We start from the raw sequence: 25,597 nt of genomic DNA on the forward strand, positions 1-25,597 counted from the left end.
CGGCCGTCGCAGGTCACCAGGTGGTGTCGAGACGCTGCCGCTGCTCGGCGGTCAACTCCAGCTCCACGGCGGCCAGGCTCTCCTCGAGTTGGGCCACCGAGGAGGCACCCACCAGCGGAATCGTCGGCAGGTCGCCGCCCAGCAACCAGGCGAGCACCACCTGGTTCACCGTCGCGCCGGTCTGCCCGGCGACCTCCTCAAGGGCGGCCAGCCGCCGGGGCGCGCTGGGCAGGTCGTACGCGGCGCCCAGCGGCACATCCGGCCGGCTGTACGCCCCCCTGAGCAGCGGCGAGTACGCCACCAGGGTCAGCTCCGGTTCGGCGCGCAGATAGCTGAGCAGGTCTCCGCCAACACCGCCCAGGTCGCCGTCCGGGTCCAGCTCGCTGGCCACGTCGGTGCGTCGGGCCAGGTAGCTGTGGCGGTACTGGAGCACCTCGTACCCCGGGAGGCCGGCGGCTGCGGCGAGCGCGCGGGCCCGTTCCACCCGCCAGGCGCGGTGGTTGCTCGCGCCCAACAGGCCCACCGTCCCCTCGGCGACCAGCTCGGCGAACCCCTCCACGGTCTCCGCGAGCGACACCGTCCGGTCCTCGATGTGTGCGTAGAGCAGGTCCAGTCGTTCCACGCCGAGCCGGTCACGGCTGCGCTCCGCCGACTCGCGGATGACCTTCGCCGACAGCCCTTCGGCGTTGTCCAGATAGCTGGTGCCGGGGGCCAGTGGACGGGCGCCCAGCTTGGTGGCGATGACGATCTCGGTGCCGATGCCCCGGCTGCGCCGCCACCGCCCCAGCAGCTCCTCACTCTGGCCGCCCTGTGAGCCGTCGACCCAGAACGCGTAGTTGTCCGACGTGTCGATGAAGGTGCCGCCCGCCTCGACGTACCGGTCGAGGATCGCGTACGAGGTGGCCTCGTCGGTGGTGCTGCCGAACAGCATGGCCCCGAGGCTGAGCACGCTGACCTCGCGCCGGGTCGCCGGGTCGGTGCCGATCGTGCGGTACCGCATGGGATCTCCTTCCGGGCGTCCTGCCGGCGGGCGCCCGAAGACCACCCTGCTACCTGGAGCGCGCTCCAGGTCAAGCGTCCGTCTCACCAGGGGAGGACGCCGTACCCACCGCCGGCGTCCATCTGGAAGCCCCAGAGCAGACCGCTCGGCCCGTCCGCCGGCAGGGTCGCCAGGTGCACGCTCACCTCGGCGCCCTGCTCGGGCGTACGGAAGCCGCTGTTGCCGTTCAGGTCGGTGGCGCAGTAGCCGGGGTTCGCCGCGTTCACCTTGATCGGGGTATCCCGAAGTTCCTTGGCGTACATGGCGGTGAGCATGTTCAGCGCCGCCTTCGACGACGGGTACGGCACGGAGGTCAACTCGAACAGCGCGCCGTCCGGGTCGGTCATCACCGCGATCGAGCCGACCTCGCTGGAGACGTTGACGATCCGCGCCGCCGGTGCCCGGCGCAGCAGCGGGAGCAGCGCGTTGGTGACCGCCACCGGGCCGAAGACGTTCGTCTCGTACAGCCGGCGCATCGTCGCCACGGTCGTCTCGCTGGGCAGCCCCCGCGTACCGTCGGCGAGCACGATGCCGGCGTTGTTGACCAGCACGTCGAGCCGGTCGTACTCGGCTTCGACGAATTTCGCGGCGGCGGCCACTGACGTCGCGTCGGTGACGTCCAGCGGCACGAACACCGCGTCCGTGCCGCCGTCGCGCAGCTCCCGCTCCGCGGCGCGGCCCCGCTCGGCGTCCCGCGCGCCGAGCAGCACGGTCATCCCGAGGCCGCCGAGCTGACGGGCGGTGGCGAGGCCGATTCCCTTGTTGGCCCCGGTGACCAGGGCGATCATGTTCGTCATGCCGTCGAGCCTGTGCCCGACGACGGCCGGTGGGGAGAGACGCCGCGAGGCTGGGACCGGCGGTACCACCCTGATCGATGCCTCCCGGGGCATCCTGGGCACATGACGAGCAGCGGCCTGCGACGTGACGAACTGGCGGCGTTCCTGCGCGCCCGCCGCGCCCGCCTGCGGCCCGCCGAGGTCGGCCTCCCCGACGGGGTACGGCGGCGTACGCCCGGACTGCGTCGGCAGGAGGTCGCCCAGCTCGCGGGCATGTCGATCGACTACTACATCCGGTTGGAGCAGGGCCGGGGCCCGCACCCGTCCCGGCAGGTGCTCGCCGCTCTGGCGCGGGCGCTGCTGCTGAACCGCGACGAGCGGGAGTACCTGTTCCGGATCGCGGGGGAGAACCCGCCGTCGGCCGTCGGCCCGAGCCGCGAGGTGCCGCCTGGGCTGCGGCACCTGCTCGACGCCATGACCGAGACTCCGGCGTACCTCGTCGACGCCGCGTACCACGTGCTGGCCTGGAACCGGCTGGCCACGCACTTCGTGGGGGATCTCGCGGCCGTGCCGCACGCCGAGCGCAACATGATCCGCTGGACCTTCCGGCAGCCGATGACCGACGCGCACTGGTCCGATGCCGACGCGCGACGGTTCGTGCACACCACGGTGGCGGACCTGCGGGCGGCCTACGGCCGCTTCCCGGCCGACCCGGCGATCCGCGAGCTGGTCACCGAGCTGCTCGGCACCTCGCCGCACTTCGCCCGGCTGTGGGCCGAGCACGAGGTCGGGGAGCGCCGTCCCGTCGTGAAACGGGTGGCCCATCCCGAGCTGGGGCCGCTGGAGTTCGAGTGCCGCGTGCTGCTGGTGCCGGAGACCGAGCAGCGGCTGATCGTCTACGTCGCCACGCCCGACACACCGACCCAGGCGGTGTTCCGCCGGCTTGCCGAGCGCGTCGACGGCTGACCCGGCCGCGAACAGCACGCTGCCCCGGAGTCGTCGCTCCGGGGCAGCGCGCGCAGGTCAGCGGGGCACGTAGGCGAAGGTGTCCGGGTTCGGACCCTGCCGCCCGGCCTCGCCCTTGTCCAGGCCGGTGATCCGCTCCATCGCCGTGTCGTCCAGCTCGAAGTCGAAGATCCCGGTGTTCTCCTCGATCCGCTTCGGCGTGGTCGACTTCGGGAAGATGATGTCGCCGCGCTGCACGTGCCACCGCAGCACCACCTGCGCCGGGGTGCGACCCACCTGATCGGCGATGTCGACCACCGTCGGGTCGTCCAGCACCTTGCCCTGCGCGATCGGCGACCACGCCTCGGTGAGGATGTTGTGCTCGCGGCCGTACGCGCGGACCTCGTCGTTGGTGAAGTACGGGTGCGCCTCGATCTGGTTGACCGCCGGCACCACGCTCGCCTCGTCGGCCAGCCGCCGCAGGTGCGCCACCTGGAAGTTCGACACGCCGATCGAGCGGGCGCGGCCGTCGCGCTGGAACTCCTCCAACACCTTCCAGGTCGAGACGTAGTCGCCGTCGTACAGGGTCGGCAACGGCCAGTGGATCAGGAACAGGTCAATGTAGTCCATCTTCAACGCCGACAGCGTCGAGTCGAACGCCTTGCGGGCGTCGTCCGGCCGGTGAAAGCCGTTGTTCAGCTTGCTGGTCACGTACACCGAGCCGCGGTCGAGGCCGGACGTGCGGATGGCCTCGCCCACCTCGGCCTCGTTGCCGTACATCTCGGCGGTGTCGATGTGCCGGTAGCCCACCTCGAGCGCCGTGGTCACCGCCGCGGCGGTGTCCTTCGGCTCGATCTGGAACACCCCGAAGCCGAGCTGCGGAATCGTGGTGCCGTCGTTCAGGCTGATGTCAGGAATCGTGAATGCCACTGCGGCTCCTTCGCGTCTTCGTTACCCGTCATCCATACCCGGGCGGATGGACGATTCACGCTTGGAACGAGTGACGGACGCAACGGCGGTCCGGTTCACCCGGTCGTGTCGAACAACACCGGCCAGGGCCGCGCCGCCGGACCCGGGGGCGACGTGGGTGGCGTCGGCTCGGCGGCGGCCAGCACCTCGGCGGCGAGCTGCCCGACCATCGCCGCCGCCGGGTGCGCCGACCGCTTCGGCCAGGCCGCCGACGTGCGCTTGGTCAGCGCCGCGTCGGCGAGCGGTCGCCAGGCGATCCGTGGTTCCCGGCGGGCCAGGGTCGCCGGCTCCACGGCGACGCCGCCGCCGGCCAGCACCAACCCGAACAGGAACTCCGGGTTGCGCGCCGGCCGCACCCGCGCCGGCCGCCACCCGTGCTGTCGGCACACTTCCAGCAGGTGGTCGTGCCAGCCCGGCGCGGTGGCCCGGGGTGCGGTCACCAGGTCCAGGCCGGCGAGCGCGGCGAGCGGCACCTCCCGCCCGCGTGCCAGCGGCGAGGTCCGCGGCAGCAACACCCCCAGGGGTACGTCGACAGGGGCGCCGAAGCGCAGCCCGTCCGCCTCGACCGGATGGTGCACGAGCCCCACGTCAAGGCTCCGCTCGCTGAGCATCCGCACCTGCTCGGCGGTGGTCAGTTCGTGCAGCTCCACGTCGAGGCCGGGCGCGTGGGTGGCGAGCTGGTCCAGCAGAGCCCGCAGCGTCACCGCCGGTGTCTCCGGCGGCACACCGGCGCGCAACACGCCCAGCTCGCCCGCGCGGACCTGGCCCATGAGGTTGCGCAGCCGGCCCTCGCCGGCGAGCAGCTCCTCGGCCTCGGCGAGCAGCAGACCGCCGGCGGTGGTGAGCCGCACCTGGCGGCGGGAACGGTCGAACAGCTCGACGGCCAGCTCCCGCTCCAACCGCTGGATCGACTGGCTCAACGGCGGCTGGGCCATTCCGAGCAGCTCGGCCGCCCGCCCGTAGTGCAGCTCGTGGGCGACCACCACGAAGTGCCGCAGATGTCGGAGCAGGTCCACGGCCGGACCCTACGGCAGCGACGGAGTGTCACTGGATACCGTGCCGGGGTGGACGTGGGGGAGCGGATCGAGGCCATCTTCGCCGACGCCGGGGTGACCGGCAGCCTGCACGTCGTGGACCTGGGCGCGGCGGACCGGGAGGTCGGGCTGCGGGCCGACGAGCAGGTGGTGATCGCGTCGATCTTCAAGATCCTGCTGGTGCTGGAGTTCGCCCGGCAGGTCGAGGCGGGCCAGGTCGACCCGACCGAACGTGTCCTGGTCACCGCCGCCGACCGGCTCGGCGGGTGGGGACTGGCCGGCTGCGCCGACGACGCCGAGGTGTCGTTGCGGGACCTCGCGTACTTCGCCATGTCGGTCAGCGACAACACCGCCGCCGACGTGCTGCTGCGCCGGGTCGGTCCGGACCTGCTGCCGATGCTCGCCGCCGAGCTGGGCCTTCGCCGAACCCGCGTTCTCGGCGGCCCACGGGAGCTGGTCGAGATGATGCTCGCCGACGTGGGGGCGCGTACCGAGGCGGAGTTCGCGCGGATCTTCCCTACCCTGCCGGCGGACCAGGTTCGGGCCATGCGGGTCTTCGACCCGCAACGCACCACCTCCAGTACGGCGCGGGACATCACCCGGTTGCTCACCCTGATCTGGCGGGACGAGGCCGGGCCGGCATCGGCGTGCGCGATGGTCCGCGCCTGGATGGCCCGGCAGCTCTTCTGGACCCGCCTGGCGGCCGGTTTCCCGCCCGCCGTGCGGGTGTCCGGCAAGACCGGCACCCTGCCCGGACTGCACCTGGAGGCCGGAGTCGCCGAATACCCCGACGGCGGCCGGTACGCGATCGCCGTCTTCGCCCGCGCCGAGGATCTCGCCCCGCGCCGGATCGACGTGGACCTGGCCATCGGGCGGGCCGCTCGTACGGCCGTTGAGGCGTTACGCGGCGACTGATTTTTCGCCGTGTCGAGCGACGGGACAGCACCGTCGAGCAGGCCTGATATGCGCTGGCGTATCGGAGGCGACAGCGTTCGATCTTGGACCTGGGCCCGAGGGCGCTGGTTGGCTCGGGTCGACCGATCAACCGACACGGGGAGCAGATCCGTATGTCCCACCTCGACCGCCGTCGCTTCCTCCGCGACGCCGCAGCCACCACCGCCCTGGTCTCGGCCGGCGGACTCGCCGCCTCGACCACCCCGGCCCAGGCCGCGCCCCCGGCCGCCGCGCCCACGCCGACCACCCGCGCAAAGGGCGCGGTCAGCTTCCGCTGGTGGGGTACGGCCGGCTGGCGCATCGACATCGCCGACCGGACCATCCTGGTCGACCCCTTCCTCAGCCGGATCGACACCGGCCTGTTCGCCGGCGCGTTCAAGACGGACACCCCGTTGACCGTGCGCACCGACGTGATCGACCAGCGCGTCGAGAAGGCCACGACCGTGCTGGTCACGCACACGCACTGGGACCACTTCATGGACGTGCCGTACATCGCCGGGCGGACCGGCGCGCGGGTGTTCGGCACCCTCACCGCGTACCACCTGGGACTGGCGTACGGGGTGCCGTCGGCGCAGCTCAGCGCCGTGAAGGGCGGGGAGGTGCTCGACTTCGGCGACCACACCGTCGAGGTGGTCGGCTCGCTGCACAGCCGCAACGCGTCGTACTCGGTGGCCTTTCCCGGGGTGCGGGTGAGTCAGCCGGCGCGGCCGGCGACCATCGCGGACCTGCCGGAGGGCGACACGTTGGGCTACCTGCTGCGGGTCGCGGGCGGCCCGTCGGTCTACCTCACCGGGGCCAGCGACGTCGCCGAGCGCAACCTCACCGGCCTGGCGCCGGACGTGGCGATGGTGGCCATGCAGAGCGCCACCACCACCGCCGACTACCTGCCCCGGCTGCTGGCCGGTCTGGACTATCCGAAGGTCGTGGTGCCGGTGCACTGGGACAACTTCGAGACGCCGTTGCGGAACCCGCCGGTCGTCGCGCCGGCGGACCGCGCCCGCCTCGACGAGATGGTCGCGGCGGTGCGTCGGATCTCGCCGCGCAGCCGGGTACTGGTGCCCGAGTACGAGACCGCGTACCACTTCTGACCGGTCCCGGGCGGGCGTCGCACGCCCGCCCGGTCAGCCGGCCGCCAGCTCCGCCAGGGTGCGCACCGACTTCCAGTTGCGGGTGGTGCCCACCACGCCGAGCTGCTTCTCCAGGTACGCGTTGGTGAACTTCGTCCGCCCGTAACCGCCGTCGGGGAAGTGCAGGAAGACCTCGCGGCCGGTCACCGTGAACGCCACGTTCTCGCCACCGGGCACGGTGAGCGCGTCGACAAGCGACTTCTTCGGAGCGGTCGCGAGGAAGGCCACCAGCAGCCGCTTCGGGTCGTCGTCGAGCTCGGCGTACGGGTTGCCGCCGGCCACCGCCGCCAACTCCCGGCCGCTGCGCACCAGCACCGGCACGGTGAGCCCCAGCTCGTCGGTGAGCGCCCGCTCGATGCCGGCGGCGAGCTTCTCCGCGTCGCGCACCGTGCTGCCGAAGACCACGTTGCCGCTCTGCAGGTACGTCGTGACGTCGTCGTGGCCGAGGTCGGTGACGATCCGGCGCAGGTCGGCCATCGCGAGGCGGGCGCTGCCGACGTTGACCCCGCGCAGCAGGGCGACGTACCGGGTCATGGCTCCTCCGTCCACATGGGTACGACGTCAGCCTAGCGGGGTGGACGTAGCTGTCGGACCCGATCGGTAGGCTCCCACTGCCGGCCGCCACGAAGCGAATCGCCGGTCCTTCCTGGAGGTCAGCTTTGATCCGTTCCCGTTTTGCTGTGGCGGTCGCCGTCGCCGCAGCGACCGCGATCGTGGGGCTTCCCGCGACCGCACACGCCGACGAGATTCCGATCGTCACGTCCGCGCACAGCGACTACGACCTCGATCTGGGGACGTTGCTGGTGTCCATTACGTCACCGAGCGACGTCACCGACGTCCGTGCGCACATCCGGGAGTACAACACCGGGTCAGAGGTCGCCGTTCAGGAGGACTTCTACCTACAGTCCGGCACCGAGCGTGACGGGGTGTGGCGATCCAACCCGATCATCCTCGACAAGCTCGGTTACTACCGGGTCGACGTGGAGGTCACCGACGAGGCCGGTCACCACGTCACTCAGACCGATGCCGGCGACCTGAACTACTCGGTGGTCACGTTCTTCGAGAACGTCACGCTGAACCGCACCACGGTGACCTACGAGAACCGCAACGTGACAGTGCGGGGATGGCTCAAGGGTCGCTGGCCGGGCAGCGGCGAGATCAGGTCCCTGGGGAGGTTCCCCATGTCGGTGAACGCCGACTCTAGTTGGGAAGCGGTCACCACCAGGGCCGATGGTTCCTTCACCGGCACGGTCACGATCGGTCGCAAGGACGAGATGGTGTACGCGGCCTACAGCTACGACAACGACCATCTCTTCCACGGCTCGTCGCGGTCGGGCGAGACCACCATCGCGATCAACAAGCGGCCGATGCGGATCACCATCGAGGCGGATCGACCCAAGATCCTCAAGGATGAGACCGTCACGGTTAGCGGCCAGCTGACCTGGCGGACGCCGGAGGGTTGGGTGCCGGTGCCTGGTGCGCAGCCGGGGGTTTCCCTCTGCATGAGCGCCGACTACTGCGGCACGTTCCTCGGCTCTGCCACCACGGCCGCGGACGGTCGTTACTCGCTGACCACCTCGCCGTACGAGTCCGGCCGCCTCCAGGTCGGTTACTCGATGAACGACGAGTTCGTCAGCCCCGCGATCGCCAGCACGAACATCTCCGTGCTCCAGCCGGCCGCCTTCCGGAGCTTCTCGGCGGTCCGGGAGAACGCGACGACCGTGACCCTCAGCGGTGAGATGGAGTTCACCGGTGGGTTGTCCCCCGGGACGGTGCCACTGAAGGTGCAGTTCTCGGCCACCGGCGAAGACGGCACTTGGGCTACGCCGGCCACCATCTATGCGGGCGGCAGTTACGACTTCGCCACGTCGATCTACAAGAAGACGGCCGGTTACTGGCGTGTCGTCTATCCCGGCACATCGACCGACTTCCAGTCGGCGACCAGCGCGCCGGTGTACGTCAGCTGATCTTAGTGAGCGCGGGAGCGTCCGGACCGGATGCTCCCGCGCCCAAGACCGTAGGCAGCCCACTCAGCTCACTCGACGACCGGCAGCACGACCTCGTTGCGGCGCAGGAACCACGGCTTCCACGGCGGGTCGAAACGCGCGTACCGGATGGCGCCGGTGGGCTGCAGCCCGGCGGCCGTCACCGACCGGCCCAGCATGGTGGCCCGTTGGCTGAACGCCCGCTCCGTCCACCGGCCGGAGAACCGCATCGCCGCCGCCAGTTGGGCCGGGACCTCGTGGATCCGTACCCGGGCGTCCACCGGCTCGGGCACCGTCGCGGCGGTGACGGTGGCCGGCAGAACGAACTGGATCAGGTACGCGCCCGGCCACTCGCCCTCGACCTGGACGACCGGCAGCGTCATCGGGATCTTCGTCGCGCCGTCGGCCGTGGACGTCGCCGGCAGCGCCGACCCGACCGGCTGTCGGGCCCGGTTGGCGCCCCCGACGTACGCGGCCAGCGGCCGGAACGCCTCGATCGGCGCCCGGGTGAACGACGCCTGGATCCGCATCTCGGCCACCAGGTGAGCCGGATAGCGGCGCAGCTCGAAGCCGGGGTGTCGGGACACCACCCGGTACGGCTGCTGCTCGGTCATCGCGCGCTCCCAGGATCTGCTGGAACAGACGCTACCGCCCCTCCGGCTCCCGCTCTGCCGAAGTCGACTGTCCCGCCCGCCGGGCGACGGTCCGGCAGTACTGGCGTCCGCCCTCGTCGCGCAGCACCACTCCGAGCCGGCCGAGTTCGCGGCGCAGCTCCCGTACGTCGTCGCGGTGGTCCCGTCCGAGAGCCCGCTCCCGGGCGCGCAGCAGAGCGTCCGCGCCGACCGGCAGCCCCGGCAGGTCGGGCACCCACAGCCGGTACGCCGAGCGGTGCGGATCGTCGTCCGTCCAGGCCCAGCCGTGCGCGCGGAACGCCGCCGCCAGGTGGGCCGCCGGGAGGTCCGTCGACTCCCGGACGAGTTCCGCGCCGTCGCCGTCGAGCAGCACCAGGTGCTTGTCGGCCAGGAAGGCGGCCCGGGTGTCGGCCCGTGCGACGGTGCGTACCTGGTCGGCGCGGCGCAGCCGGACCTGCGTGGAGTCCACGGTGACGATCAGCCGTTCGGCGGTGCCGACCCCGGCGACGACCAGGCCGCCCAGGACGCCGACGGCCATCGCGCCGAGGGTCGCCGGCGGCTCGGGCAGCCGGTCCAACCACCTGATGAGGTCGCCGAACGGCACCCACGACAGCCGGGCCAGCCATCCCGTCGACGCGGCGAGGAGCCAACCGGCGCCCGCGCCGAGCAGCGGAAAGCCACCCCACAGGACGACCAGTTCCAGCGGACCACCGGTGACCACTGTGCGGGGGCGGTAGTCGGCCGCGTCCATGGTCAGGACACCTCGCGGCGCAGCGTCCGGACCAGGCCGGCGGCCAACGGAAGGACCATCCAGACGAGCAGGGACACCGCCAGCCGCCCCCACTGTTCGCCGGTGAGCGCATCGCTGCTGAACAACGGGTCCATGGTCCGGCTGGTGTCCAGCCACCCGGCCGGACCGCGCAGGGGCCGGACCATCTCGCCGAGCACCGACCAGAGGGTCGGCAGCAGCAGGTAGCCGACGATCGCCAACGGCGGGTTGAGCAGCAGCAGACCGAAGGCGGCACCCATCAGCACCACGGCCACCTGGACGATCACCCCGTTGACGATCAGCGTCGCGCCGACCTGCCAGGTGCCCGCACCGCCCGTGGCCGACGCCACGAGCGTCCCGATGCTGGCGACGGCGAGGGCGACCAGCACGGAGGCGATCGCGGCCAGCACCACCGCGATCAGCTTCGCGGTCACCACCCGTTCCCGCCGGGGGACCAGCGCGTACGTGGTGAGGGCGGTGCGCTGGGACCACTCGCTGGTGATCGACAGGATGCCCAGCACCGGCAGGAGCACGTTGGCGGGCAGCAGCGAGGTCACGAAGAAGGTGCCGAAGGTCTGTTCGGCGTCCTCCGCGTAGATCAGCAGGAGGGTGACGACCGCGACGACGACGAGGCCGATGGTGATCAGCAGCCAGCGGCCGGCCCGGGTGTCGACGAGCTTGCGCAGTTCGACGGCGGTGAGCCGGAGCAGTGACGGTCGGCGTACCGGGGAATGGTGCCGGGGCGCGACGGCCCCGGCGGTGGGTGCGGCGGTGGTGGTGGTCATCGGACGGCCTCTCGGGTGGATTCGCCGGCGGTCAGGGTGAGGAAGAGCTGTTCGAGGCCGCCGCTGCCGGCCGGGCGCAGCTCGGCCAGCGCGACGCCGGCGTCGGCCGCGGCCTGGCCGACCGTCTCGGCGTCCGCCGGCACGAGCAGGCCGTCGGGGCTGTCGGTGGGGGTCAGGTCGGCCGCCTCCAGCGCCCGACGCAATGCCCCGTCGTCGCGCGCCCGCACCACCGTGCCGCCGCCGGCCAGCAGCTCGTCCTTGCGGCCCTGGGCCACGATCCGGCCACCCCCGATCACCACCAGCCGGTCCGCGACCGCCTCCACCTCGCGCAGCAGGTGGGAGGAGAGCAGCACCGTGCCGCCCCGGTCGGCGAAGTCGCGCAGCAGACCCCGCATCCAGAAGATCCCCTCCGGGTCCAGGCCGTTCGCCGGCTCGTCGAGGATCAACACCCGGGGGTCGCCGAGCAGCGCCTGCGCCAGGCCGAGCCGCTGACGCATGCCCAGCGAGTACGCCCGTACCCGACGCTTCGCCGCCACCGCGTTCAACCCGACCAGGTCGAGCTTCGCGGCGACCTCGCGCCTGCTCAAACCCAGGGTGTACGCGGACAGCGTCAACGCCTCGCGGCCCGTGCGGCCCGCGTGCTGGGCGGAGGCGTCCAGCAGGACACCGACCTCCCGTCCCGGGTTGGGCAGCTCCCGGTAGGGGTGCCCGGCGACGGTGGCGCGACCCGCGGTCGGTGTGGTGAGCCCGCAGATCATGCGCATGGTGGTCGACTTGCCGGCCCCGTTGGGACCGAGGAAGCCGGTGACGGTGCCGGGCTCGCACTGGAACGACACGTCGTCCACCGCCGGGTGCGGCCCGTACCGCTTGGTCAGGTTCTCCACGGTGATCATGCGGTCGAGCCTGCCGCCGCCGGCCGGCCATCCGCTGCGGCCGCTGGTCGGTGCCGCAGCTACCTTGGTCGACGCCCGGGTCGAGACTTTGGTAGCTGGTTGTCCGGGCCGGTAGCTGCCTAGCATGGGCGCGTGACCAGCATCGCCGTCCCCGAGCACCCCTGGCTGTTGCCCGGGGAGCTGGTGGTGCCGGCGGAGCCCGAGCGTGCCCGTCCGCGTCGCACCACCCGGGACTGGGTGGTGGACAGCCTGGCCTTCCTGATCAGCCTGCTCTGGGTGCTGTTCGCCACCGTCGACAGCCTCTCGCCCACCCCTGAGGCGGCCGTCCCGCTTCCGCACGACTGGATGGTCGGCGTGGATGCGCTGATCGGGCTGGTCTGCTGCGGTCTGCTCTGGGTGCGTCGCCGGTGGCCGCTGGGGTTGGCGCTGGCCACCCTGCCGCTGAGCATGTTCTCGATGGCCGCCGCGATCCCGCTGGTGATCGTGTACTTCACCGTGGTGGTGCACCGCCGGACGGCCGTCGCGGTGGCGGTCACCGGTGTCGGCCTGCTCACCAACCTGGTCTTCAGCTGGGCGCGTCCCGATCCGGCCATGCCGTACTGGCTCACCGTGTCCTGGGGCGCGGTGATCACCCTGGCCGTGCTGGCCTGGGGGATGTTCGTGCGGGCCCGCCGGCAGTTGATCGTCTCGCTACGCGAACGCGCCGAGCGGGCCGAGGCCGAGCAGCAGTTGCGCGTCGCCCAGGCCCGCCACCTCGAGCGCACCCGCATCGCCCGGGAGATGCACGACGTGCTGGCCCACCGGATCTCCCTGCTCAGCCTGCACGCGGGAGCGCTGGAGTTCCGCCCCGACGCGCCCGCCGACGAGGTGGCCCGAGCCGCCGGGGTGATCCGGGGCAGCGCCCACGCGGCCCTGCAGGACCTGCGGGAGGTCATCGGGGTGCTCCGGGCCGAGGGCGACGGCGACGGCGCCGGCGACGCGCCCGAGCCGCCCCAGCCCACCCTCGCCGACCTTCCGGCCCTGATCGACGAGTCGCGGACGGCCGGCGTGCGGGTCAACGTCAGCGACGGTGTGGCGCGGCCGGCGGAGGTGCCGGCGGCGCTGGGCCGGGCCGCCTACCGGATCGTGCAGGAGGGTCTGACCAACGCCCGTAAGCACGCGGCCGGCGCGGTCGTCACCGTGGACGTGACCGGTGGTCCGGGCAGCGGGCTGACCGTGGCGATCGCCAATCGATGGCCGGTGGGCACTCCGGTCGGCGGCACGCTCCCGGGCGCGGGCACCGGCCTGGTCGGCATCAGCGAACGGGTCGCCCTGGCCGGCGGCCGGCTCGCCTACGGGCGGGACGACACCGGCGACTTCCGACTGGCGGCCTGGCTGCCGTGGCCGGCGTGACCGCACAGCCCAGCGGTCCCGGCTCTCCTGACGTGCCCAGCGCCCACGACGCTGGTCCGACCGCCGGGGCGGGGCCGAAGCCGGTGCGGGTGCTGATCGTGGACGACGACGCGTTGGTCCGCGCGGGGCTCTCGATGATCCTCGGCGGCCTGCCGGACCTGCGGGTGGTGGGCGAGGCGGCCGACGGCGGCGAGGTTCCCGCCGCGGTCGCCGCGTACGCCCCGGACGTGGTGCTGATGGACATCCGGATGCCCCGGGTGGACGGGCTGGCCGCCACCGAGGCGCTGCGCGGGCAACCGAACCCGCCCGAGGTGCTGGTGCTGACCACCTTCGACGCCGACGAGCAGGTGCTCCGGGCATTGCGCGCCGGAGCGGCCGGTTTCCTGCTCAAGGACACCCCGCCGGTGGACATCGTGCACGCGATACGCCGGGTCGCCGGGGGCGAGGCGATGCTCTCCCCGTCGGTGACGCGCACGCTGATCAACCACGTGACCGCCGCCAACCCGGGCCCGCCCGGCCCCGATCCGCGACGCGAACGGGCGCTGCGCCTGCTCGCCGCGCTCAGCGAGCGGGAACGGCAGGTCGCCATCGCCCTGGGCAGGGGCTACACCAACGCCGAGATCGCGGGGGAGTTGTTCATGAGCGTGGCGACGGTGAAGGCGTACGTCTCCCGGCTGCTGACCCGACTCGACCTCAACAACCGGGTCCAGGTGGCCCTGCTCGTGCACGACGCCGACCTCGTCTGAGCTTGCGAGCTGGCTCGCGCCACTGTCGTTGATACACTCATTTTTGAGTGTTCCAAAAATGACAGCATCAGGGGTGGTTCATGGACGGTTTCGTGGGACGAGAGCGAGAGCTGGCCTTGCTCGACGGAATGCTCGCCCGGGTAGCTCGCGGTGGCCGGGCTGGTCGGCCGGGGCGCGCGCTGCTCATGCGCGGCCGCCGCCGGGTCGGCAAGTCCCGGCTCGTGGAGGAGTTCGTCGAGCGGGCTGAGGTCCCCCACCTCTTCTTCACCGCCTCCGCGCAGCCCTCTGCCGCCGCCGACCTCGCCCTCTTCGTGGAAGCGGCGGCCGCCTCCACGTTGCCCGAAGCGCAACTGCTGAGCGAGCAGCAGCCACGGACCTGGGACGCCGCGCTCACCCTGCTCGTCGCCGCCCTGCCGACCGATCGGCCGAGCGTCGTCGTCCTGGACGAGATGCCGTACCTCATCGCGAGCGATCCGGGTTTCGAGGGCACGCTGCAGAAGGTCTTCGACCGCGAGCTGTCCCGGCGGCCGGTCCTGCTGATCTGCGTCGGCTCGGACCTGGCCATGATGGAGGCCTTGAACGACTATGGTCGGCCGTTCCACCAGCGGGCCACCGAGATGGTCGTCCCTCCGCTGAGCCCGGCCGATGTCCGCGACATGCTCGACCTCTCCGCCGCCGACGCGTTCGACGCCTACCTGGTGTCCGGGGGTCTGCCGCTGATCCTCGACGAGTGGCCGACCGGTGCGTCGGTGCACGACTATCTGGCCGACGCGGTACGCGATCCGACCTCGGCCCTGCTGGTCAGCGGCGAACGCGCGCTCGCGGCGGAGTTTCCACCCCAGTCCCAGGCAGGTCTGGTGCTGCGGGCCATCGGCTCCGGTGAACGGACCTTTACGCTGATCTCCCGTGCGGCGGGGGACCTACCGCAGGCGTCCCTGAACCGTGCCCTGGGTCTGCTGACCCAGAAGCGGGCCGTGGAGGTCACCGTCCCGCTGTCGACCAAGCCGTCACGGGAAACGAGGTATGCGGTGGCTGACCCGTACTTGCGTTTCTGGCTGTCGTTCCTGGGGCCCCACCTGGCCGAGATCGAGCGTGGGCGAGGTGACCTGACCCTGCAGCGGATCCTGCGATCGTGGACGTCCTGGCGGGGTCGGGCGATCGAGCCTGTCGTCCGCGAGACGATGCGCCGGCTGCCCGGAGACACGCTGCCGGCCGAAGCGTCGGCGATCGGCGGCTATTGGACGCGTACGAACGACCCGGAGATCGACATCGTCGGTGCCGATCGGGGGCCGGTCGCTGAGCGCATCTGCTTCGTCGGCTCGGTGAAGTGGCAGGAGAACCGGCCCTTCGACGCCCATGACCTGGGCCGACTACTTCTTCACCGGTCCCGGCTACCCGGAGCGGACGAATCGGTACCGACCGTTGCCGTGTCGCGTAGCGGCACCGCCGTCGATGGGCTCCGTGTGCTATCGCCGGAGGATCTGCTTACCGCGTACCGGAATTGAACCTTCGTCCGATGCCGGCCGTACCACTGCCCGAGGATGTCGGTGCGGTCAGTCCGCCGTACCGCTGCCGAGCTGCGGGAGGCCTGCCGTGCGTGTTGGTGAGCAGTCGACGGATCCCATCGACCAGGTGCTGGGTGAGGTGCCGATGCCGGCGCCACTGACCCCCGAGGATGTCCGGCTCGCGGTCCGGGCGGTGGTCGTGCACACCGCCGAGGAGTGGCCGACCGGACCGCTGTGCCGCAACGACGGCGCGTCCTACCCGTGCCGCCTGCACCGCTGGGGGCGTCGGGTCCTGGAGGCGCACGGGCTCAACGAGCGGCAGATCGAGGCGTTGATCCGGCACGGCAACCCGTTCGTGCACGTGCCGTTCCCGTTCACGGCGACCGGGCCGTCGTCCGCGCGCCCCGCCGGCGTCCGGCCGGCCACGCCCCCCGGCTATCCGGCGCCGGCCCCGGGCCGGGCCGGACTGCCCGCGCGACACCAGGCCGCGCGGGCCACCCCCACGGGGGTACGACCCGCGCCTGCCAGCCGCCCGGTGAGTCCCGGTGTCACCGCGCCGCGCTGGCCCCGGGCGAGCTGAGCGGCGTCACCCCACGGCCCGCTCTGCCCGGGGCGACAGGGCGTCGGCCCGGCGCGGAGGTTTCCCCACCGCGCCGGGCCGACGTCACGCCGACCGGCTGGTTCAGTCGTTGCCAGCGCCGATCCCGCAGTCCGGCGCGGACCAGTTCGTCGTGTTCGAACTGCCGTCGCTGTTGTTCTCGCGCCGTGAGTCGACGTGCACGTGGTCGTCGTGGTCGGGGTAGCCGGGCCCGTAGATCCCGCTGAAGCCGTGGTTACGGGCGTCCCGCGCGACCGTGCACAGGGACGACGTCCGTGAGGTGACGTCGGCCGCGTGGCCGTACAGGTGCTGGCTGTCCGACGCGCCGCCGACCTGGTTGTTGCAGGCACGGCTGCGGAAACCGCTCGTCACGTTCAGCGGCTTGTCGCCGAGGCTCTTGCGCAATGCCTCCAACTTCCACATGGTGCGCAGCGCGTTCTGCTTGGTCTGGGCCGCCGACAGCGGACCGCCGCTCCACCCGCTGCCGCCGCACCCGTTGTCCAACTCGTTGTAGCTGAAGTGCGCGGGCGTGCAGTCGTTGTCCTGGAGCTGGTACAGCTTGGCGTACGTCTGCGGGCCGGCGATGCCGTCGGCGCGCAACCCGTACGCCTGCTGGAACCGCTTCACCGCGGCGGCGGTCTTCGGTCCGTAGCGGCCGTCGTTCTCGACGATGTCCCGGTTGCCGGCCCAGCCAGCGACCCGGATCTGCAGCTGACGGACGTCGTCGCCCGAGCGCCCCTGGTAGAGGTTGCGGTTCCAGGTGTAACAGCCGTCCGCGTACGCTGCCGGCGCGGCGACCACCGAGGCGATCGCTGCCCCGGGCAACGCCAGGGCGAAAGCGACAGCAACTCGCTTCAAGGTGTTTACGCGCACAGAAGTCCTCCCGTTAGGAGAGCGAATGGGGTGGCTCTGGGACATCGACCGGGACGTCCCGCGATTTCCACCTTCGCACTGATCAGTGCGGTTGGCGGCAATAACGAGAATTGTCCTCACGATTCGCCCGTTCCTGGGCAGCGCCTGTGAATTCGGCTGATTTGCGAAACAGCCATTTCCCCCGATCGGCCCGGGAACGCGGGAACGGCACCGAACGTCGCATTCAGTCGCACCCAGGGTGATGTTCCACTCCACTGGGCGGGCGGTAACGTCAGGCCCGGGTGGCGAACTGGCGGAGGTGCGCGTGGCACGCGGTGGCGTCTTCTGTGTCGAGGGTCAGTGGCACCGTGACCTCAACGAACGCGGTTCCGTGCTGCCCACCCTCGAACTGCTGGAGCGACTAGGCAAGATCCGCTTCATCCACAAGGACGCCGCCACCCGCGACGAGTTGTTCTACTTCCTGGACCGCTGGCTGCTCAAGCAGTACGCCGATCACCGGGTCGGCTTCTTCGCCATGCACGGTGAGCCGAGCCGGCTCTGCCTCACCGACTGGCAGTCGGTGGAGCTGAACGAGGTGGCCGAGTTGATGGCCGGCCGCTGTGAGGGGCGGCGGCTCTACTTCGGCAGTTGCTCGGTGCTGCGCGCGTCGGACGCGGTGCTGCGCGAGTTCCTGGAGGTCACCGGCGCCGCCCTGATCTGCGGTTTCACCCGGGACGTCGACTGGGTTGAATCGGCCGCCTTCGAAACCGTCCTGCTCGACGTGCTGGCCAACGGGCAGCGGCACAACGCCGCCGAACTGCGGATGGGCTCCGCGCACTGGGCGCCACTCGCCTCGTACCTCGGCTTTCGGGTGATCTATGCCAACGGCCGGGCGTGGCGCCCGGCCGGTCGGCCTCGCGTGCCCACCCAGGCGGTGCACCGGACCGCCGCCGACCCGCGCTGACCTCCACCGCCCGCTGACCCCCACCGCCCGCGGACCCGCCGCCGGCCTGGTAGGAACGAGTGATGGCACGCAGCATCGCGAAGAACACCCGGGTCGACCGGGACACCCTGCTCGACTTCCTCCGGCCGCGACACCGCGTCGTGCTGATGACCACCCGAGCCGACGGCCGGCCGCAGTCCTCCCCGGTCTCGGCCGGCATCGACGGCGAGGGTCGCCTGGTGGTGTCCACGTACCCCGAGCGGGCGAAGGTGACCAACATCCGCCGCGACCCCCGGGTTTCGGCGTGCGTCCTCTCCGACGACTGGAACGGCCCGTGGGTGCAGATCGACGGCACGGCCGAGGTGCTGGACCTGCCCGAGGCGCTGGAGCCGTTGGTCGAGTACTTCCGCAGCATCTCCGGCGAGCACCCGGACTGGGACGACTACCGGGCGGCAATGGTGCGCCAGGGCAAGTCGCTGATCCGAGTGACCATTGATACCTGGGGTCCGATCGCCACCGGCGGTTTCCCGGCCCGCCTCGCCGACTGAGCGCGCGCTTCGAACGCGTCCGTACCCGCCAGCTGTTCGTCCGCTGTCGAGCTGCCCCGGATGTGGGGCGGCGGTGGTGGTGGGGCGGTCGCGGTGGTGTGGGTTGGCCGTCCAGGGGTGGGGCGCTGTCGAGTTGCCCCGGATGTGGGGCGGGCGGTCGTCGTGGTGGGTTGGCCGTGCAGGGGTGGGGCGCTGTCGAGCTGCCCCGGATGTGGGGCGGCGGGCGACGACGGTGCCGTTCGATCCGCCGGGTGCGGGTGCGGGTGCGGGTGCGGGGGTGCGGGGGTGCGGGGGTGCGGGGGTGCGGCGCTGTCTACCGCAAGCTGTTCTTCCGCATCTCGCTGCGTCTGCCCCATATCTGGAGCAGCTCGACAGGGGCTGAGGGGGAGGTCGGCCCGACCGCCGACCGCCGAGCGCCGAGCGCCGAGCGCCGACCGCCGACCGCCGTGCCGGTCAGTACGCGGCGGTGAAGCGCGCGTTCATGTGTTGGGGCTGCTCGATCTCGTCGACGATCGCTACCGCGAGGTCCTCGTAGGTGAGCACCGACCGGCCCTGGTCATCGGTGACCGGCTCGTCGGTGCCCGTGCGGTAGTGCCCGGTGCGGTCGCCGGGGTGGAACTCCAGCGGCGGCGGCGAGACGTAGGTCCAGCGCACCCCGTCGGCGGAGCTGCGGTAGTAGTCCAGAGCGTCGGCCTGGCCCATCGCCGAGTCCCGGTACTGCTCGGGGAAGTCGGGCTCGTCGAGGAAGCGGGTGCCGCGCGGGGTGAGCAGGGTGGACCCGCCACCCAGATGGATGATCCGGGGCGCGGCCGGCATGGGCCGCAGGGCGGTCACCAGGGTCTCGGCGGCCGTGCGCCAGAGCCCGCGCTCGCCGCCGCCGATCGCCACCACCAGCGCGTCCGCGTCCGGCGCCAACTCCCGGACACTGCGCTCGCTGGTGGCGTCGCCGGTGACCGTCCGTACCCCGTCCGGCAGGTACGAGGTCGCCTCCGGGCGACGGACCGCGGCGATCACCCGGTGTCCCCGGTCGACGGCCTCGGCGGCGATCCGCGACCCGGCGGTGCCGCCCGCGCCAAACACGACGATGGTGCTCACCAGCCCAGGCTAGGGCCGGCTCGCCCCGGAGATGCCGTTATGACGAACCCGGCCGGGCGTTCAGGGGAGCGACCGACTGGCATGGGCCCACTACGGTGAGCCAAACAAGATCCATTGACTGAACGGGGAATCCATGAAGCACCTCTCCGCCCGTCGCCGGCTGCTCGCCTGGACGGTGCCTGCCACCCTGGCGCTCGCCGTCGTCCCGGCCCTGCCGGCCCAGGCCGCACCGGTCCACACGCCGACCACCGCCGTCACCGGCCCGGTCGACAAGGACCTCAACGGTGACGGCGTACCGGACCTGGTGACCGCCGGCGGCACCACGACGGGCCTCGACTCCGGTGTCTGGACGGCGCGGGGCCGGATCAACGCGACCACCGGCGTCGGCACCGGCCGGGTGAAGGTCCCAGCGGTGAACATCGGTATCTACGGCAACGGCGTCACCGGCAATGAATCGCCGGCCGACTTCGACGGCGCCCAGATGATCACCGGCACCTTCTGGGGCACCGCGAACCAGGACTTCCTGGCCTACTACCCGGGCGGCGACAACGCCGGTGGCGGCGTCATCATCAAGGGTGTCGGCGACGGAACGATGGCAAAGCCCTACAGCGCCTCGGTCAGCCTCGCGCGCGAATTCCTGGCCGACGACTACGGCAACTCCCCGATCCAGCTCGTCAGCGGGTACGTGGCGGACGGCGTCGGCGACTACATCCCTGACCTGGTCGGGATCGTCGGCGACACGACGAACGGTTACCGACTGGCCTACTACCCGAACGCCTGGGCGGTGGGCCTCTACCTCCGGGTGGCGTTGAACACCGCCACCCCGACCGGCGGCAGCGACTGGCAGAACTGGACCCTGGCCAGCACCGAGTTGGCTTCGGGCGTGGCCCTGGTCCTGCGCAACGCCACTACCGGCGACCTGTACCTGTGGCAGGGCGTGACGATGACCGACAACGGCGACGGGACCGGCGCGCTCGCCTACACCCAGTACCGGCTCGCCTCGGGCTGGAACACCGGCGTGGCAGTCAGCAGCCTCCTCGCCGCCGACCTGAACGCCGACGGCGTGGCCGACCTGTGGGCGGTGTTCCCCGACGGCAGCGTGCGGGCGTACCTGATCTCGAACCTCTCCGTCAGCAAGCCGGCGAAGATCCGCGCGATCCAGGCCCAGCAGCTCGGCTGAGCTGCGGTGTGGGGTCCGTCAGCCGTGGGCGACGGACCCCACCCCTCAGTCGATGAGCGCGGAGTAGACGAGTTGGCGCAGCTGGGAGCGGAGGGGATAGGTGCTCGACGGCAGGAGCTGGGTGAAGAGCAGCGCGGTGATCTCCTCGGTCGGGTCCACCCAGAACGCGGTGCTGGCGACCCCGCCCCAGTAGTACTCGCCGACGCTGCTCGGCACCCGGCTCGGGACCGGGTCCTCGACGACCGCGAAGCCGAGGCCGAAGCCGACCCCGTCCAGGGTGCTCTCGGCGAAGCCGCCGGTGGACAGGGTGCCCAGGTCCTGCCCGCCGGGCAGGTGGTTGCGGGCCATGAAACGCACCGTGCGTGGCCCGAGCAGACGTACGCCGTCCAACTCGCCGCCGCGCAGCAGCATCTGGGTGAAGCGGTGGTAGTCGGCGGCGCTGGAGATCAGGCCGCCGCCACCGGAGAGCAGGCCGGGCTTGTGGTGCGCCAGGGCGCCGAGCCGGTCGTAGCGGAACGCCTGCCCGCTGCGCGGATCCGGCGCGTAGAGCGCGGCCAGTCGTTCGGCCTCGTCGCCCTCGACCCACCAGCGGCTGTCCGTCATGCCCAGCGGGGCGAAGATCCGGTCGGCGAAGAAGGCATCGAGGCTCTGCCCGGAGACCACCTCGACCAGTCGACCGAGCACGTCGGTGGCGACCGAGTAACCCCAGGCCGTGCCGGGCTCGAAGAGCAGGGGGAACTCGGCGAAGGCCGCGCAGGCCGTGGCCAGGTCGACGCCGGGCGGCGGGTACATGTCGTAGCCGGCGGCCCGGTAGAGCCCGTCGACCACCGACGTCTGCATGAAGCCGTACGTCAGGCCGGCCGTGTGGGTGAGCAGGTGCCAGACCCGGATCGGCTCGGTCGCCGGCACCGTGTACGGCTTGAGCGTCGAGCCCTTCGAGTAGACCCGCAGGTCGGCGAACTCGGGCAACCAGCGGCTGATCTCGTCGGTCAGCTCGAAGCGACCCTCCTCCCACAGCATCATCGCCGCGACCGAGGTGATCGGCTTGGTCATCGAGTAGATGCGCCAGAGCGTGTCCGCCCCGACCGGCGCACCCGACTCGCGGTCCCGCAGGCCGTACGTCGAGGAGTGCGCCACCTCGCCGCGGCGGGTGACCACCACCTGCCAGCCGGCGAGCCGGCCGTCGTCGACGTACCTGCCGAAGTGTTCGTCGATCCGGGCCAGCCGTTCCGGGTCGAAGCCGATCTCATCCGGGTCCTTGCTCCGCGCCACACTCACGCCGCCGAAACTACTCGCCGGTACGCCGCTACCGGAAGGGGCGGCTCCCCGGTGGTGTCGGTCGGCGGCACTAGCCTGGCCGGATGCCGGAGTTGACCGAGGACGTGACCTTCCGCCACGAGGACTGGTACGGCGAGGAGTTGACCGACCGGCAGTTCGTCGCCTGCGAGTTCTTCGACGTGGATTTGACCGAGGCGGTCACCCGGGGCGCGGTCTTCACCGGATGCACGTTCGGCAACGTACGGTTCAACGCGTCCCGGCACCTCGACTCGGCGTTCACCCGCTGTGTCTTCAAGCGCTGCAACTTCTTCGAGGCCGAGTTCACCGGCTGCAAGCTGGTGGGCAGCACCTTCGTCCAGTGCGAGCTGCGCCCGTTACGCGTCGACGGCGGTGACTGGTCGTTCGTCGCGCTGCCCGGCGCGGACCTGCGCGCTGTCCGACTGAGCGACGTGCGGATGCGCGAGGCCGACCTGACCGGCGCGAACCTCACCGGGGCCACCGTGACCGGCGTCGACCTCTCCGGAGCGCAACTTCAGCGCTGCCGCCTCGGCGGCGCCGACCTGCGGCGCAGTGATCTCACCGCGCTCGACCCGACGTCGGTCGAGCGGGCCGGCGCGCTCGTGGACGTCGAGCAGGCTCTCGTCATCGCGCAGGCGCTCGGCTTCCGCATCGGCTGAGCCGGGGTGACCACCGGAGGGTGAGCCGGCCGTCCCATACCGTCCCGATCCGGACTGGACACGTCATGCTGTCCCGATTTAGCGTGTCGACCACGCCGGTGCAATCGTGAACGACCCACAGTGGACGGTCGATCCGTCACGTGCGGTGGCGGTCGGGCGGCAACGTGGAGGAGTCGGTGGCGGACGAGGACCGTACGCGGGATGGTTCGCGGGTCGGGGACGAGTCGGCCGCTCGACCCGCGTCGCACCGGCCGCGATCTGCCGCGGCCGGACTGGGCCACCGAGCGCTGCGCCGGCTCGCCCGCGCCCGGCAGCGGCGGCGCTGGGCACTGGAAGGGGTCGGCGCGGTCGTCTGTCTCGTGGTGCTCGTGGCGTACCTCGGCACGCGGTCCGGTCCCGATTCGGGCGACGCGACGGTCGGCGGCCCGGGCGGCGTGCCCGCCGGCGCCGCCCGTCCGACGGGCCTGCCGGGCGCGGACGGACGTACCAGCGAGGCCGGCCCGGCGCTGCCGGGTCTGCGGCCCCGGCAGCGGCCACCCTCACCCGAACCGACCCCGTCGACCAGCCCACCGGCCCCCGAGTCGGCGAAGCCGGCCGCGCCGCTGCTGTCGCTGACCCGCGCCGAGGTGCCCGCCGAGGTCGACCTGACGGCCGTGGGCACCCGGGACTGGATGCACTGGGGGCAGCGCGGCGGCAACTCGACGGTCCGCAAGCAGTCCGGCTCCGGGGAGATCGTCGACGGGGGCGGGAAGGGTCGCCGGATCGGCTGGGACGGCAACCAGGAGGTGGTCCGCTGGTCCGACGGCGCGCCCGACCGGTGGGACCGGGGCACCTCCGACGGTGTCTACACCTGCGGTGTGGGCAACGGGTTCAGCCTGACCGTCGTCGGCAGCGATGCGCCGCGCACGGTCCAGGTGTACGCCGGAATCTGGATGGCGCGCGGTCGGCTCGACGTGCGGTTGTCGACGGGCGGGCCGGTCAGCACCCTGCGCCTGGAGGACCCGTACACCAGTCAGAGCGCCCAGTTCGTCATCCGGTTCGCGGCGCCGAAGGACGCCCGGCTGGTGGTGAGCTGGACGGTCGAGAAGGTCTACACCGAGCACTGCGGGAACGTCGGCCTGCAAGCCGTCGCGCTGCGCTGAGCGGGACAGTTTGTCCGTCGCCCTCCGTCGGTGAGGACGTAACTTTCTGCTGTCCCCGTCCACCTTCCATTGTGGAGGCAGCGCAGATGAGCAGCAGTACCGCCCACCGCGTCCGTCCTGCCGTTTCTCCCGGCCTCGACGAGCCGGAGGTGCTCCGCGACATCCCCCTGCCGCCGTACGTGACGGGCGAGGATGCCCAGTTCGCGGTACGCGCGGTGGTGGTACACGCGCCCCGGCGCTGGTCCGGTGGGGTGGTCTGTCGCAACGACGCCAGCCCTCACCCGTGCCGGCTGCACCGGTGGGGCACCCAGGTGTTGACGCTCCGCGGGCTGCATGCCGCCGAGATCGCCGCGCTCATCGAGCGCGGTGATCCCGCGGCGGTACCCCCCACACCGAACCGCCCCGCCTGACCCGCGTCCTGCTCTCAGCAGGTGACGAGGCTTATTGCCCTTCGCGATGTCCCGGTCGGCCGAGCCCTCGTTCGTGGCCGCCCCAGTAGTGCCGTTGCCCGCCCATCACCAGCGGGGCCACCAACGCGGCGAGCGCTCCGCCGAGCAGCGGAAAGACGATGAACACCCAGAGTTGGCGGAGCGCCACCCCGCCCTCGAAGACGGCCGGACCGAAGGCGCGGGCCGGGTTGACCGCCGCGCCGGTCAGCGTCACGCCGACGAGTTGGGTCGTGGCCAGGGCCAGACCGATGGCAACCCCCGCGATGCCGGGGTTCTCGCTGCGACTGGTCACGACGAGCACGACCAGGACGAAGAGGAAGGTCAGCACGATCTCCAGTACGGCCGCGCCACCTCGGTTGATGTGGGCGCCGTACCCGTTCGAGCCCAGCGCCCCGGTCTGGTCCGCGACGTCACCCCACCGGGTCAGTGCCCAGAGCAGGAAGCCGGCCACGGTCGCCCCGGCGAACTGCGCGATCCAGTAGGCGACTGCGCCGATCACCGAAATCTTGCCGGAGAGCAGGACGCCGAGCGTCACCGCCGGATTGACGTGACTGCCGGAGAGCGGGCCGATCGTGTAGACGAGGGCCAGCATGACGAACCCGAAGGCCAGCGCGACGACCACGACGCCCCCCTGGACCCGCGCGGCGACGGCGGCGCCTACGCCGAAGAAGACCAGCAGCAGCGTGCCGAGGAATTCGGCAGCCGCACGGCGGGCGTCATCCATCATTTACTCAGCGTAAGGATAGTTCCGCTCGCTGGTGGGCAAATCAGGGCCGTGACCAGCGCGGAAGCGAGAGCGGGACTGATCCGGCTCTATTTGACGTATCGCTCGGTAACGGGCACCGTGGGCTGGGAAGGGGCCCGTCAGCCGCCCCGATTCGACGCGACGGCGATGACCGTCCGTACCTCCCGTCGCCTCCCACGCGTGCTCGTACGCGGGTCGTTTGTCCGCCTCTGCGTGACATCAGGCCGCGAGCCGAGAAACCACGAGGAGTTCCACCAATGCTCACCATGACCGACAACGCCGTGCTCGTCATCCGTGACCTCGCCAACCAGCAGGACGTGGCCCAGGACGGTGGCGTGCGGATCGCCGCCGACGCCGACGCCGGATCGCTCACCGTTGAGCTGGTGCCCGAGCCGGAGCAGGGTGACCAGGTCGTCGACAACCAGGGCGCACGGATCTTCCTCGACCCGGACGCCGCCGACCTGCTCGGCGACGCCTCGGTGGACGCCACGGTCGACGACGAGGGCATCATCCAGTTCGGCTTCACCGAGCAGCAGTAG

General features: G+C 71.6%; 28 protein-coding genes. 15 read left to right on the forward strand and 13 right to left on the reverse strand.

All coding sequences use genetic code 11. The features are described 5' to 3' along the window. Positions 1-13: 13 nt before the first annotated feature. Entirely contained in the window at positions 14-1,000 is a 987-nt protein-coding gene (locus ACQP03_RS05605) for an aldo/keto reductase (RefSeq protein ID WP_363661176.1), read from the reverse strand. Between the two features lie 83 nt (positions 1,001-1,083). Next, a complete protein-coding gene (locus tag ACQP03_RS05610; RefSeq protein ID WP_357127814.1) occupies positions 1,084-1,836 on the reverse strand; it encodes an SDR family oxidoreductase in 753 nt (250 codons plus the stop codon). Positions 1,837-1,938: 102 nt separating this feature from the next. On the opposite strand from ACQP03_RS05610, the gene ACQP03_RS05615 reads away from it, so the two are divergent. Next, the gene (locus ACQP03_RS05615; protein WP_357127811.1) at positions 1,939-2,781 is read left to right on the forward strand and encodes a helix-turn-helix transcriptional regulator; all 843 of its coding nucleotides are present in this window, start codon (positions 1,939-1,941) and stop codon (positions 2,779-2,781) included. Between the two features lie 57 nt (positions 2,782-2,838). Here ACQP03_RS05615 and ACQP03_RS05620 read toward each other — a convergent pair whose 3' ends face one another. After that, positions 2,839-3,690 carry an aldo/keto reductase gene (locus ACQP03_RS05620; protein ID WP_396832669.1) on the reverse strand — a complete coding sequence of 284 codons (852 nt, stop codon included), beginning with the start codon at positions 3,688-3,690 and terminating at the stop codon, positions 2,839-2,841. Between the two features lie 95 nt (positions 3,691-3,785). After that, positions 3,786-4,745 (reverse strand): LysR family transcriptional regulator, encoded by a 960-nt coding sequence (locus ACQP03_RS05625; protein ID WP_357127805.1) that lies wholly within the window; start codon positions 4,743-4,745, stop codon positions 3,786-3,788. A 48-nt stretch (positions 4,746-4,793) separates the two neighbouring features. Between ACQP03_RS05625 and ACQP03_RS05630 the strand changes: the two genes are divergently transcribed. After that, positions 4,794-5,678: a serine hydrolase gene (locus ACQP03_RS05630; RefSeq protein ID WP_357127802.1), complete on the forward strand. Its 885-nt coding sequence runs from the start codon at positions 4,794-4,796 to the stop codon at positions 5,676-5,678. Between the two features lie 152 nt (positions 5,679-5,830). Next, positions 5,831-6,805, forward strand: a complete 975-nt coding sequence (locus ACQP03_RS05635; RefSeq protein ID WP_363661178.1) for an MBL fold metallo-hydrolase — start codon at positions 5,831-5,833, stop codon at positions 6,803-6,805. Positions 6,806-6,838: 33 nt separating this feature from the next. On the opposite strand, the gene ACQP03_RS05640 is transcribed toward ACQP03_RS05635, so the two are convergent. Further along, positions 6,839-7,378: a DUF1697 domain-containing protein gene (locus ACQP03_RS05640; protein ID WP_363661179.1), complete on the reverse strand. Its 540-nt coding sequence runs from the start codon at positions 7,376-7,378 to the stop codon at positions 6,839-6,841. A 146-nt stretch (positions 7,379-7,524) separates the two neighbouring features. Between ACQP03_RS05640 and ACQP03_RS05645 the strand changes: the two genes are divergently transcribed. After that, positions 7,525-8,811, forward strand: coding sequence for a hypothetical protein (locus ACQP03_RS05645; protein ID WP_363661180.1), 1,287 nt, complete (start codon positions 7,525-7,527; stop codon positions 8,809-8,811). 68 nt (positions 8,812-8,879) lie between these two features. On the opposite strand, the gene ACQP03_RS05650 is transcribed toward ACQP03_RS05645, so the two are convergent. Genes ACQP03_RS05650 through ACQP03_RS05665 form a run of 4 tightly spaced genes read right to left on the reverse strand, consistent with a single transcriptional unit; the run spans position 8,880 to position 11,908 of the window. Then, entirely contained in the window at positions 8,880-9,443 is a 564-nt protein-coding gene (locus tag ACQP03_RS05650; protein WP_357172968.1) for an SOUL family heme-binding protein, read from the reverse strand. A gap of 31 nt (positions 9,444-9,474) precedes the next feature. Next, complete coding sequence (locus ACQP03_RS05655; protein ID WP_363661181.1) at positions 9,475-10,212, reverse strand: YqeB family protein; 738 nt, start codon at positions 10,210-10,212, stop codon at positions 9,475-9,477. A gap of 2 nt (positions 10,213-10,214) precedes the next feature. Continuing rightward, positions 10,215-11,015 (reverse strand): ABC transporter permease, encoded by an 801-nt coding sequence (locus ACQP03_RS05660; protein WP_357127784.1) that lies wholly within the window; start codon positions 11,013-11,015, stop codon positions 10,215-10,217. Then, entirely contained in the window at positions 11,012-11,908 is an 897-nt protein-coding gene (locus ACQP03_RS05665; RefSeq protein WP_357127781.1) for an ABC transporter ATP-binding protein, read from the reverse strand. The genes ACQP03_RS05660 and ACQP03_RS05665 overlap by 4 nt, the downstream gene beginning before the upstream one ends. Positions 11,909-12,040: 132 nt before the next feature. Between ACQP03_RS05665 and ACQP03_RS05670 the strand changes: the two genes are divergently transcribed. The 4 genes from ACQP03_RS05670 (at position 12,041) to ACQP03_RS05685 (ending at position 16,131) form a co-directional block, all read left to right on the forward strand. Continuing rightward, complete coding sequence (locus ACQP03_RS05670) at positions 12,041-13,300, forward strand: sensor histidine kinase (RefSeq protein WP_363661182.1); 1,260 nt, start codon at positions 12,041-12,043, stop codon at positions 13,298-13,300. Continuing rightward, positions 13,279-14,046 (forward strand): response regulator transcription factor, encoded by a 768-nt coding sequence (locus ACQP03_RS05675; RefSeq protein WP_363661184.1) that lies wholly within the window; start codon positions 13,279-13,281, stop codon positions 14,044-14,046. Before ACQP03_RS05670 ends, ACQP03_RS05675 begins: the two co-directional genes overlap by 22 nt. 92 nt (positions 14,047-14,138) lie before the next feature. Beyond that, positions 14,139-15,551, forward strand: a complete 1,413-nt coding sequence (locus ACQP03_RS05680) for an ATP-binding protein (RefSeq protein ID WP_357127775.1) — start codon at positions 14,139-14,141, stop codon at positions 15,549-15,551. A gap of 88 nt (positions 15,552-15,639) precedes the next feature. After that, positions 15,640-16,131, forward strand: a complete 492-nt coding sequence (locus tag ACQP03_RS05685) for a hypothetical protein (protein ID WP_357127772.1) — start codon at positions 15,640-15,642, stop codon at positions 16,129-16,131. A gap of 102 nt (positions 16,132-16,233) precedes the next feature. On the opposite strand, the gene ACQP03_RS05690 is transcribed toward ACQP03_RS05685, so the two are convergent. Beyond that, entirely contained in the window at positions 16,234-17,022 is a 789-nt protein-coding gene (locus tag ACQP03_RS05690; protein ID WP_357127769.1) for a D-Ala-D-Ala carboxypeptidase family metallohydrolase, read from the reverse strand. A 304-nt stretch (positions 17,023-17,326) separates the two neighbouring features. Here ACQP03_RS05690 and ACQP03_RS05695 point away from each other — a divergent pair, with 304 nt between their 5' ends. Together ACQP03_RS05695 and ACQP03_RS05700 are read left to right on the forward strand one after the other, a co-directional pair. Continuing rightward, on the forward strand, positions 17,327-17,965 hold the full coding sequence (locus tag ACQP03_RS05695; protein ID WP_357127766.1) for a DUF6642 family protein: 639 nt from the start codon (positions 17,327-17,329) through the stop codon (positions 17,963-17,965). Positions 17,966-18,027: 62 nt separating this feature from the next. Further along, positions 18,028-18,492, forward strand: coding sequence for a PPOX class F420-dependent oxidoreductase (locus tag ACQP03_RS05700; protein ID WP_357393636.1), 465 nt, complete (start codon positions 18,028-18,030; stop codon positions 18,490-18,492). Between the two features lie 453 nt (positions 18,493-18,945). Here ACQP03_RS05700 and ACQP03_RS05705 read toward each other — a convergent pair whose 3' ends face one another. After that, positions 18,946-19,587 (reverse strand): NAD(P)-dependent oxidoreductase, encoded by a 642-nt coding sequence (locus ACQP03_RS05705; RefSeq protein WP_357127760.1) that lies wholly within the window; start codon positions 19,585-19,587, stop codon positions 18,946-18,948. Positions 19,588-19,720: 133 nt separating this feature from the next. Here ACQP03_RS05705 and ACQP03_RS05710 point away from each other — a divergent pair, with 133 nt between their 5' ends. After that, positions 19,721-20,767 (forward strand): hypothetical protein, encoded by a 1,047-nt coding sequence (locus ACQP03_RS05710; protein WP_433460453.1) that lies wholly within the window; start codon positions 19,721-19,723, stop codon positions 20,765-20,767. Positions 20,768-20,812: 45 nt separating this feature from the next. Here ACQP03_RS05710 and ACQP03_RS05715 read toward each other — a convergent pair whose 3' ends face one another. Further along, a complete protein-coding gene (locus ACQP03_RS05715; RefSeq protein ID WP_357127754.1) occupies positions 20,813-22,045 on the reverse strand; it encodes a serine hydrolase domain-containing protein in 1,233 nt (410 codons plus the stop codon). 83 nt (positions 22,046-22,128) lie between these two features. Between ACQP03_RS05715 and ACQP03_RS05720 the strand changes: the two genes are divergently transcribed. From ACQP03_RS05720 to ACQP03_RS05730, 3 genes are all read left to right on the forward strand, one after another. Further along, complete coding sequence (locus ACQP03_RS05720) at positions 22,129-22,722, forward strand: pentapeptide repeat-containing protein (protein ID WP_357127751.1); 594 nt, start codon at positions 22,129-22,131, stop codon at positions 22,720-22,722. Between the two features lie 176 nt (positions 22,723-22,898). Then, the gene (locus tag ACQP03_RS05725) at positions 22,899-23,864 is read left to right on the forward strand and encodes a hypothetical protein (RefSeq protein ID WP_357127748.1); all 966 of its coding nucleotides are present in this window, start codon (positions 22,899-22,901) and stop codon (positions 23,862-23,864) included. 86 nt (positions 23,865-23,950) lie between these two features. Continuing rightward, positions 23,951-24,274: a hypothetical protein gene (locus tag ACQP03_RS05730; RefSeq protein WP_357393640.1), complete on the forward strand. Its 324-nt coding sequence runs from the start codon at positions 23,951-23,953 to the stop codon at positions 24,272-24,274. 31 nt (positions 24,275-24,305) lie between these two features. Here the strand turns inward: ACQP03_RS05730 and ACQP03_RS05735 are convergent, their stop codons facing one another. Then, complete coding sequence (locus ACQP03_RS05735) at positions 24,306-25,040, reverse strand: MIP/aquaporin family protein (protein WP_357127742.1); 735 nt, start codon at positions 25,038-25,040, stop codon at positions 24,306-24,308. Positions 25,041-25,315: 275 nt separating this feature from the next. Between ACQP03_RS05735 and ACQP03_RS05740 the strand changes: the two genes are divergently transcribed. After that, entirely contained in the window at positions 25,316-25,597 is a 282-nt protein-coding gene (locus ACQP03_RS05740; RefSeq protein ID WP_357127739.1) for an adhesin, read from the forward strand.

Source organism: Micromonospora sp. CA-248212 (assembly GCF_050948405.1).
Lineage (GTDB): Bacteria > Actinomycetota > Actinomycetes > Mycobacteriales > Micromonosporaceae > Micromonospora.

Excerpts from the sequence above, each read along its gene's own strand:
- ACQP03_RS05640 (WP_363661179.1), bottom strand. The coding sequence starts at position 7,378 with ATGACCCGGTACGTCGCCCTGCTGCGCGGGGTCAACGTCGGCAGCGCC.
- ACQP03_RS05735 (WP_357127742.1), bottom strand. The coding sequence starts at position 25,040 with ATGATGGATGACGCCCGCCGTGCGGCTGCCGAATTCCTCGGCACGCTG.
- ACQP03_RS05720 (WP_357127751.1), top strand. The coding sequence starts at position 22,129 with ATGCCGGAGTTGACCGAGGACGTGACCTTCCGCCACGAGGACTGGTAC.
- ACQP03_RS05700 (WP_357393636.1), top strand. The coding sequence starts at position 18,028 with ATGGCACGCAGCATCGCGAAGAACACCCGGGTCGACCGGGACACCCTG.
- ACQP03_RS05740 (WP_357127739.1), top strand. The coding sequence starts at position 25,316 with ATGCTCACCATGACCGACAACGCCGTGCTCGTCATCCGTGACCTCGCC.
- ACQP03_RS05650 (WP_357172968.1), bottom strand. The coding sequence starts at position 9,443 with ATGACCGAGCAGCAGCCGTACCGGGTGGTGTCCCGACACCCCGGCTTC.
- ACQP03_RS05655 (WP_363661181.1), bottom strand. The coding sequence starts at position 10,212 with ATGGACGCGGCCGACTACCGCCCCCGCACAGTGGTCACCGGTGGTCCG.
- ACQP03_RS05615 (WP_357127811.1), top strand. The coding sequence starts at position 1,939 with ATGACGAGCAGCGGCCTGCGACGTGACGAACTGGCGGCGTTCCTGCGC.
- ACQP03_RS05610 (WP_357127814.1), bottom strand. The coding sequence starts at position 1,836 with ATGACGAACATGATCGCCCTGGTCACCGGGGCCAACAAGGGAATCGGC.
- ACQP03_RS05730 (WP_357393640.1), top strand. The coding sequence starts at position 23,951 with ATGAGCAGCAGTACCGCCCACCGCGTCCGTCCTGCCGTTTCTCCCGGC.
- ACQP03_RS05710 (WP_433460453.1), top strand. The coding sequence starts at position 19,721 with ATGAAGCACCTCTCCGCCCGTCGCCGGCTGCTCGCCTGGACGGTGCCT.
- ACQP03_RS05665 (WP_357127781.1), bottom strand. The coding sequence starts at position 11,908 with ATGATCACCGTGGAGAACCTGACCAAGCGGTACGGGCCGCACCCGGCG.
- ACQP03_RS05605 (WP_363661176.1), bottom strand. The coding sequence starts at position 1,000 with ATGCGGTACCGCACGATCGGCACCGACCCGGCGACCCGGCGCGAGGTC.
- ACQP03_RS05660 (WP_357127784.1), bottom strand. The coding sequence starts at position 11,015 with ATGACCACCACCACCGCCGCACCCACCGCCGGGGCCGTCGCGCCCCGG.
- ACQP03_RS05635 (WP_363661178.1), top strand. The coding sequence starts at position 5,831 with ATGTCCCACCTCGACCGCCGTCGCTTCCTCCGCGACGCCGCAGCCACC.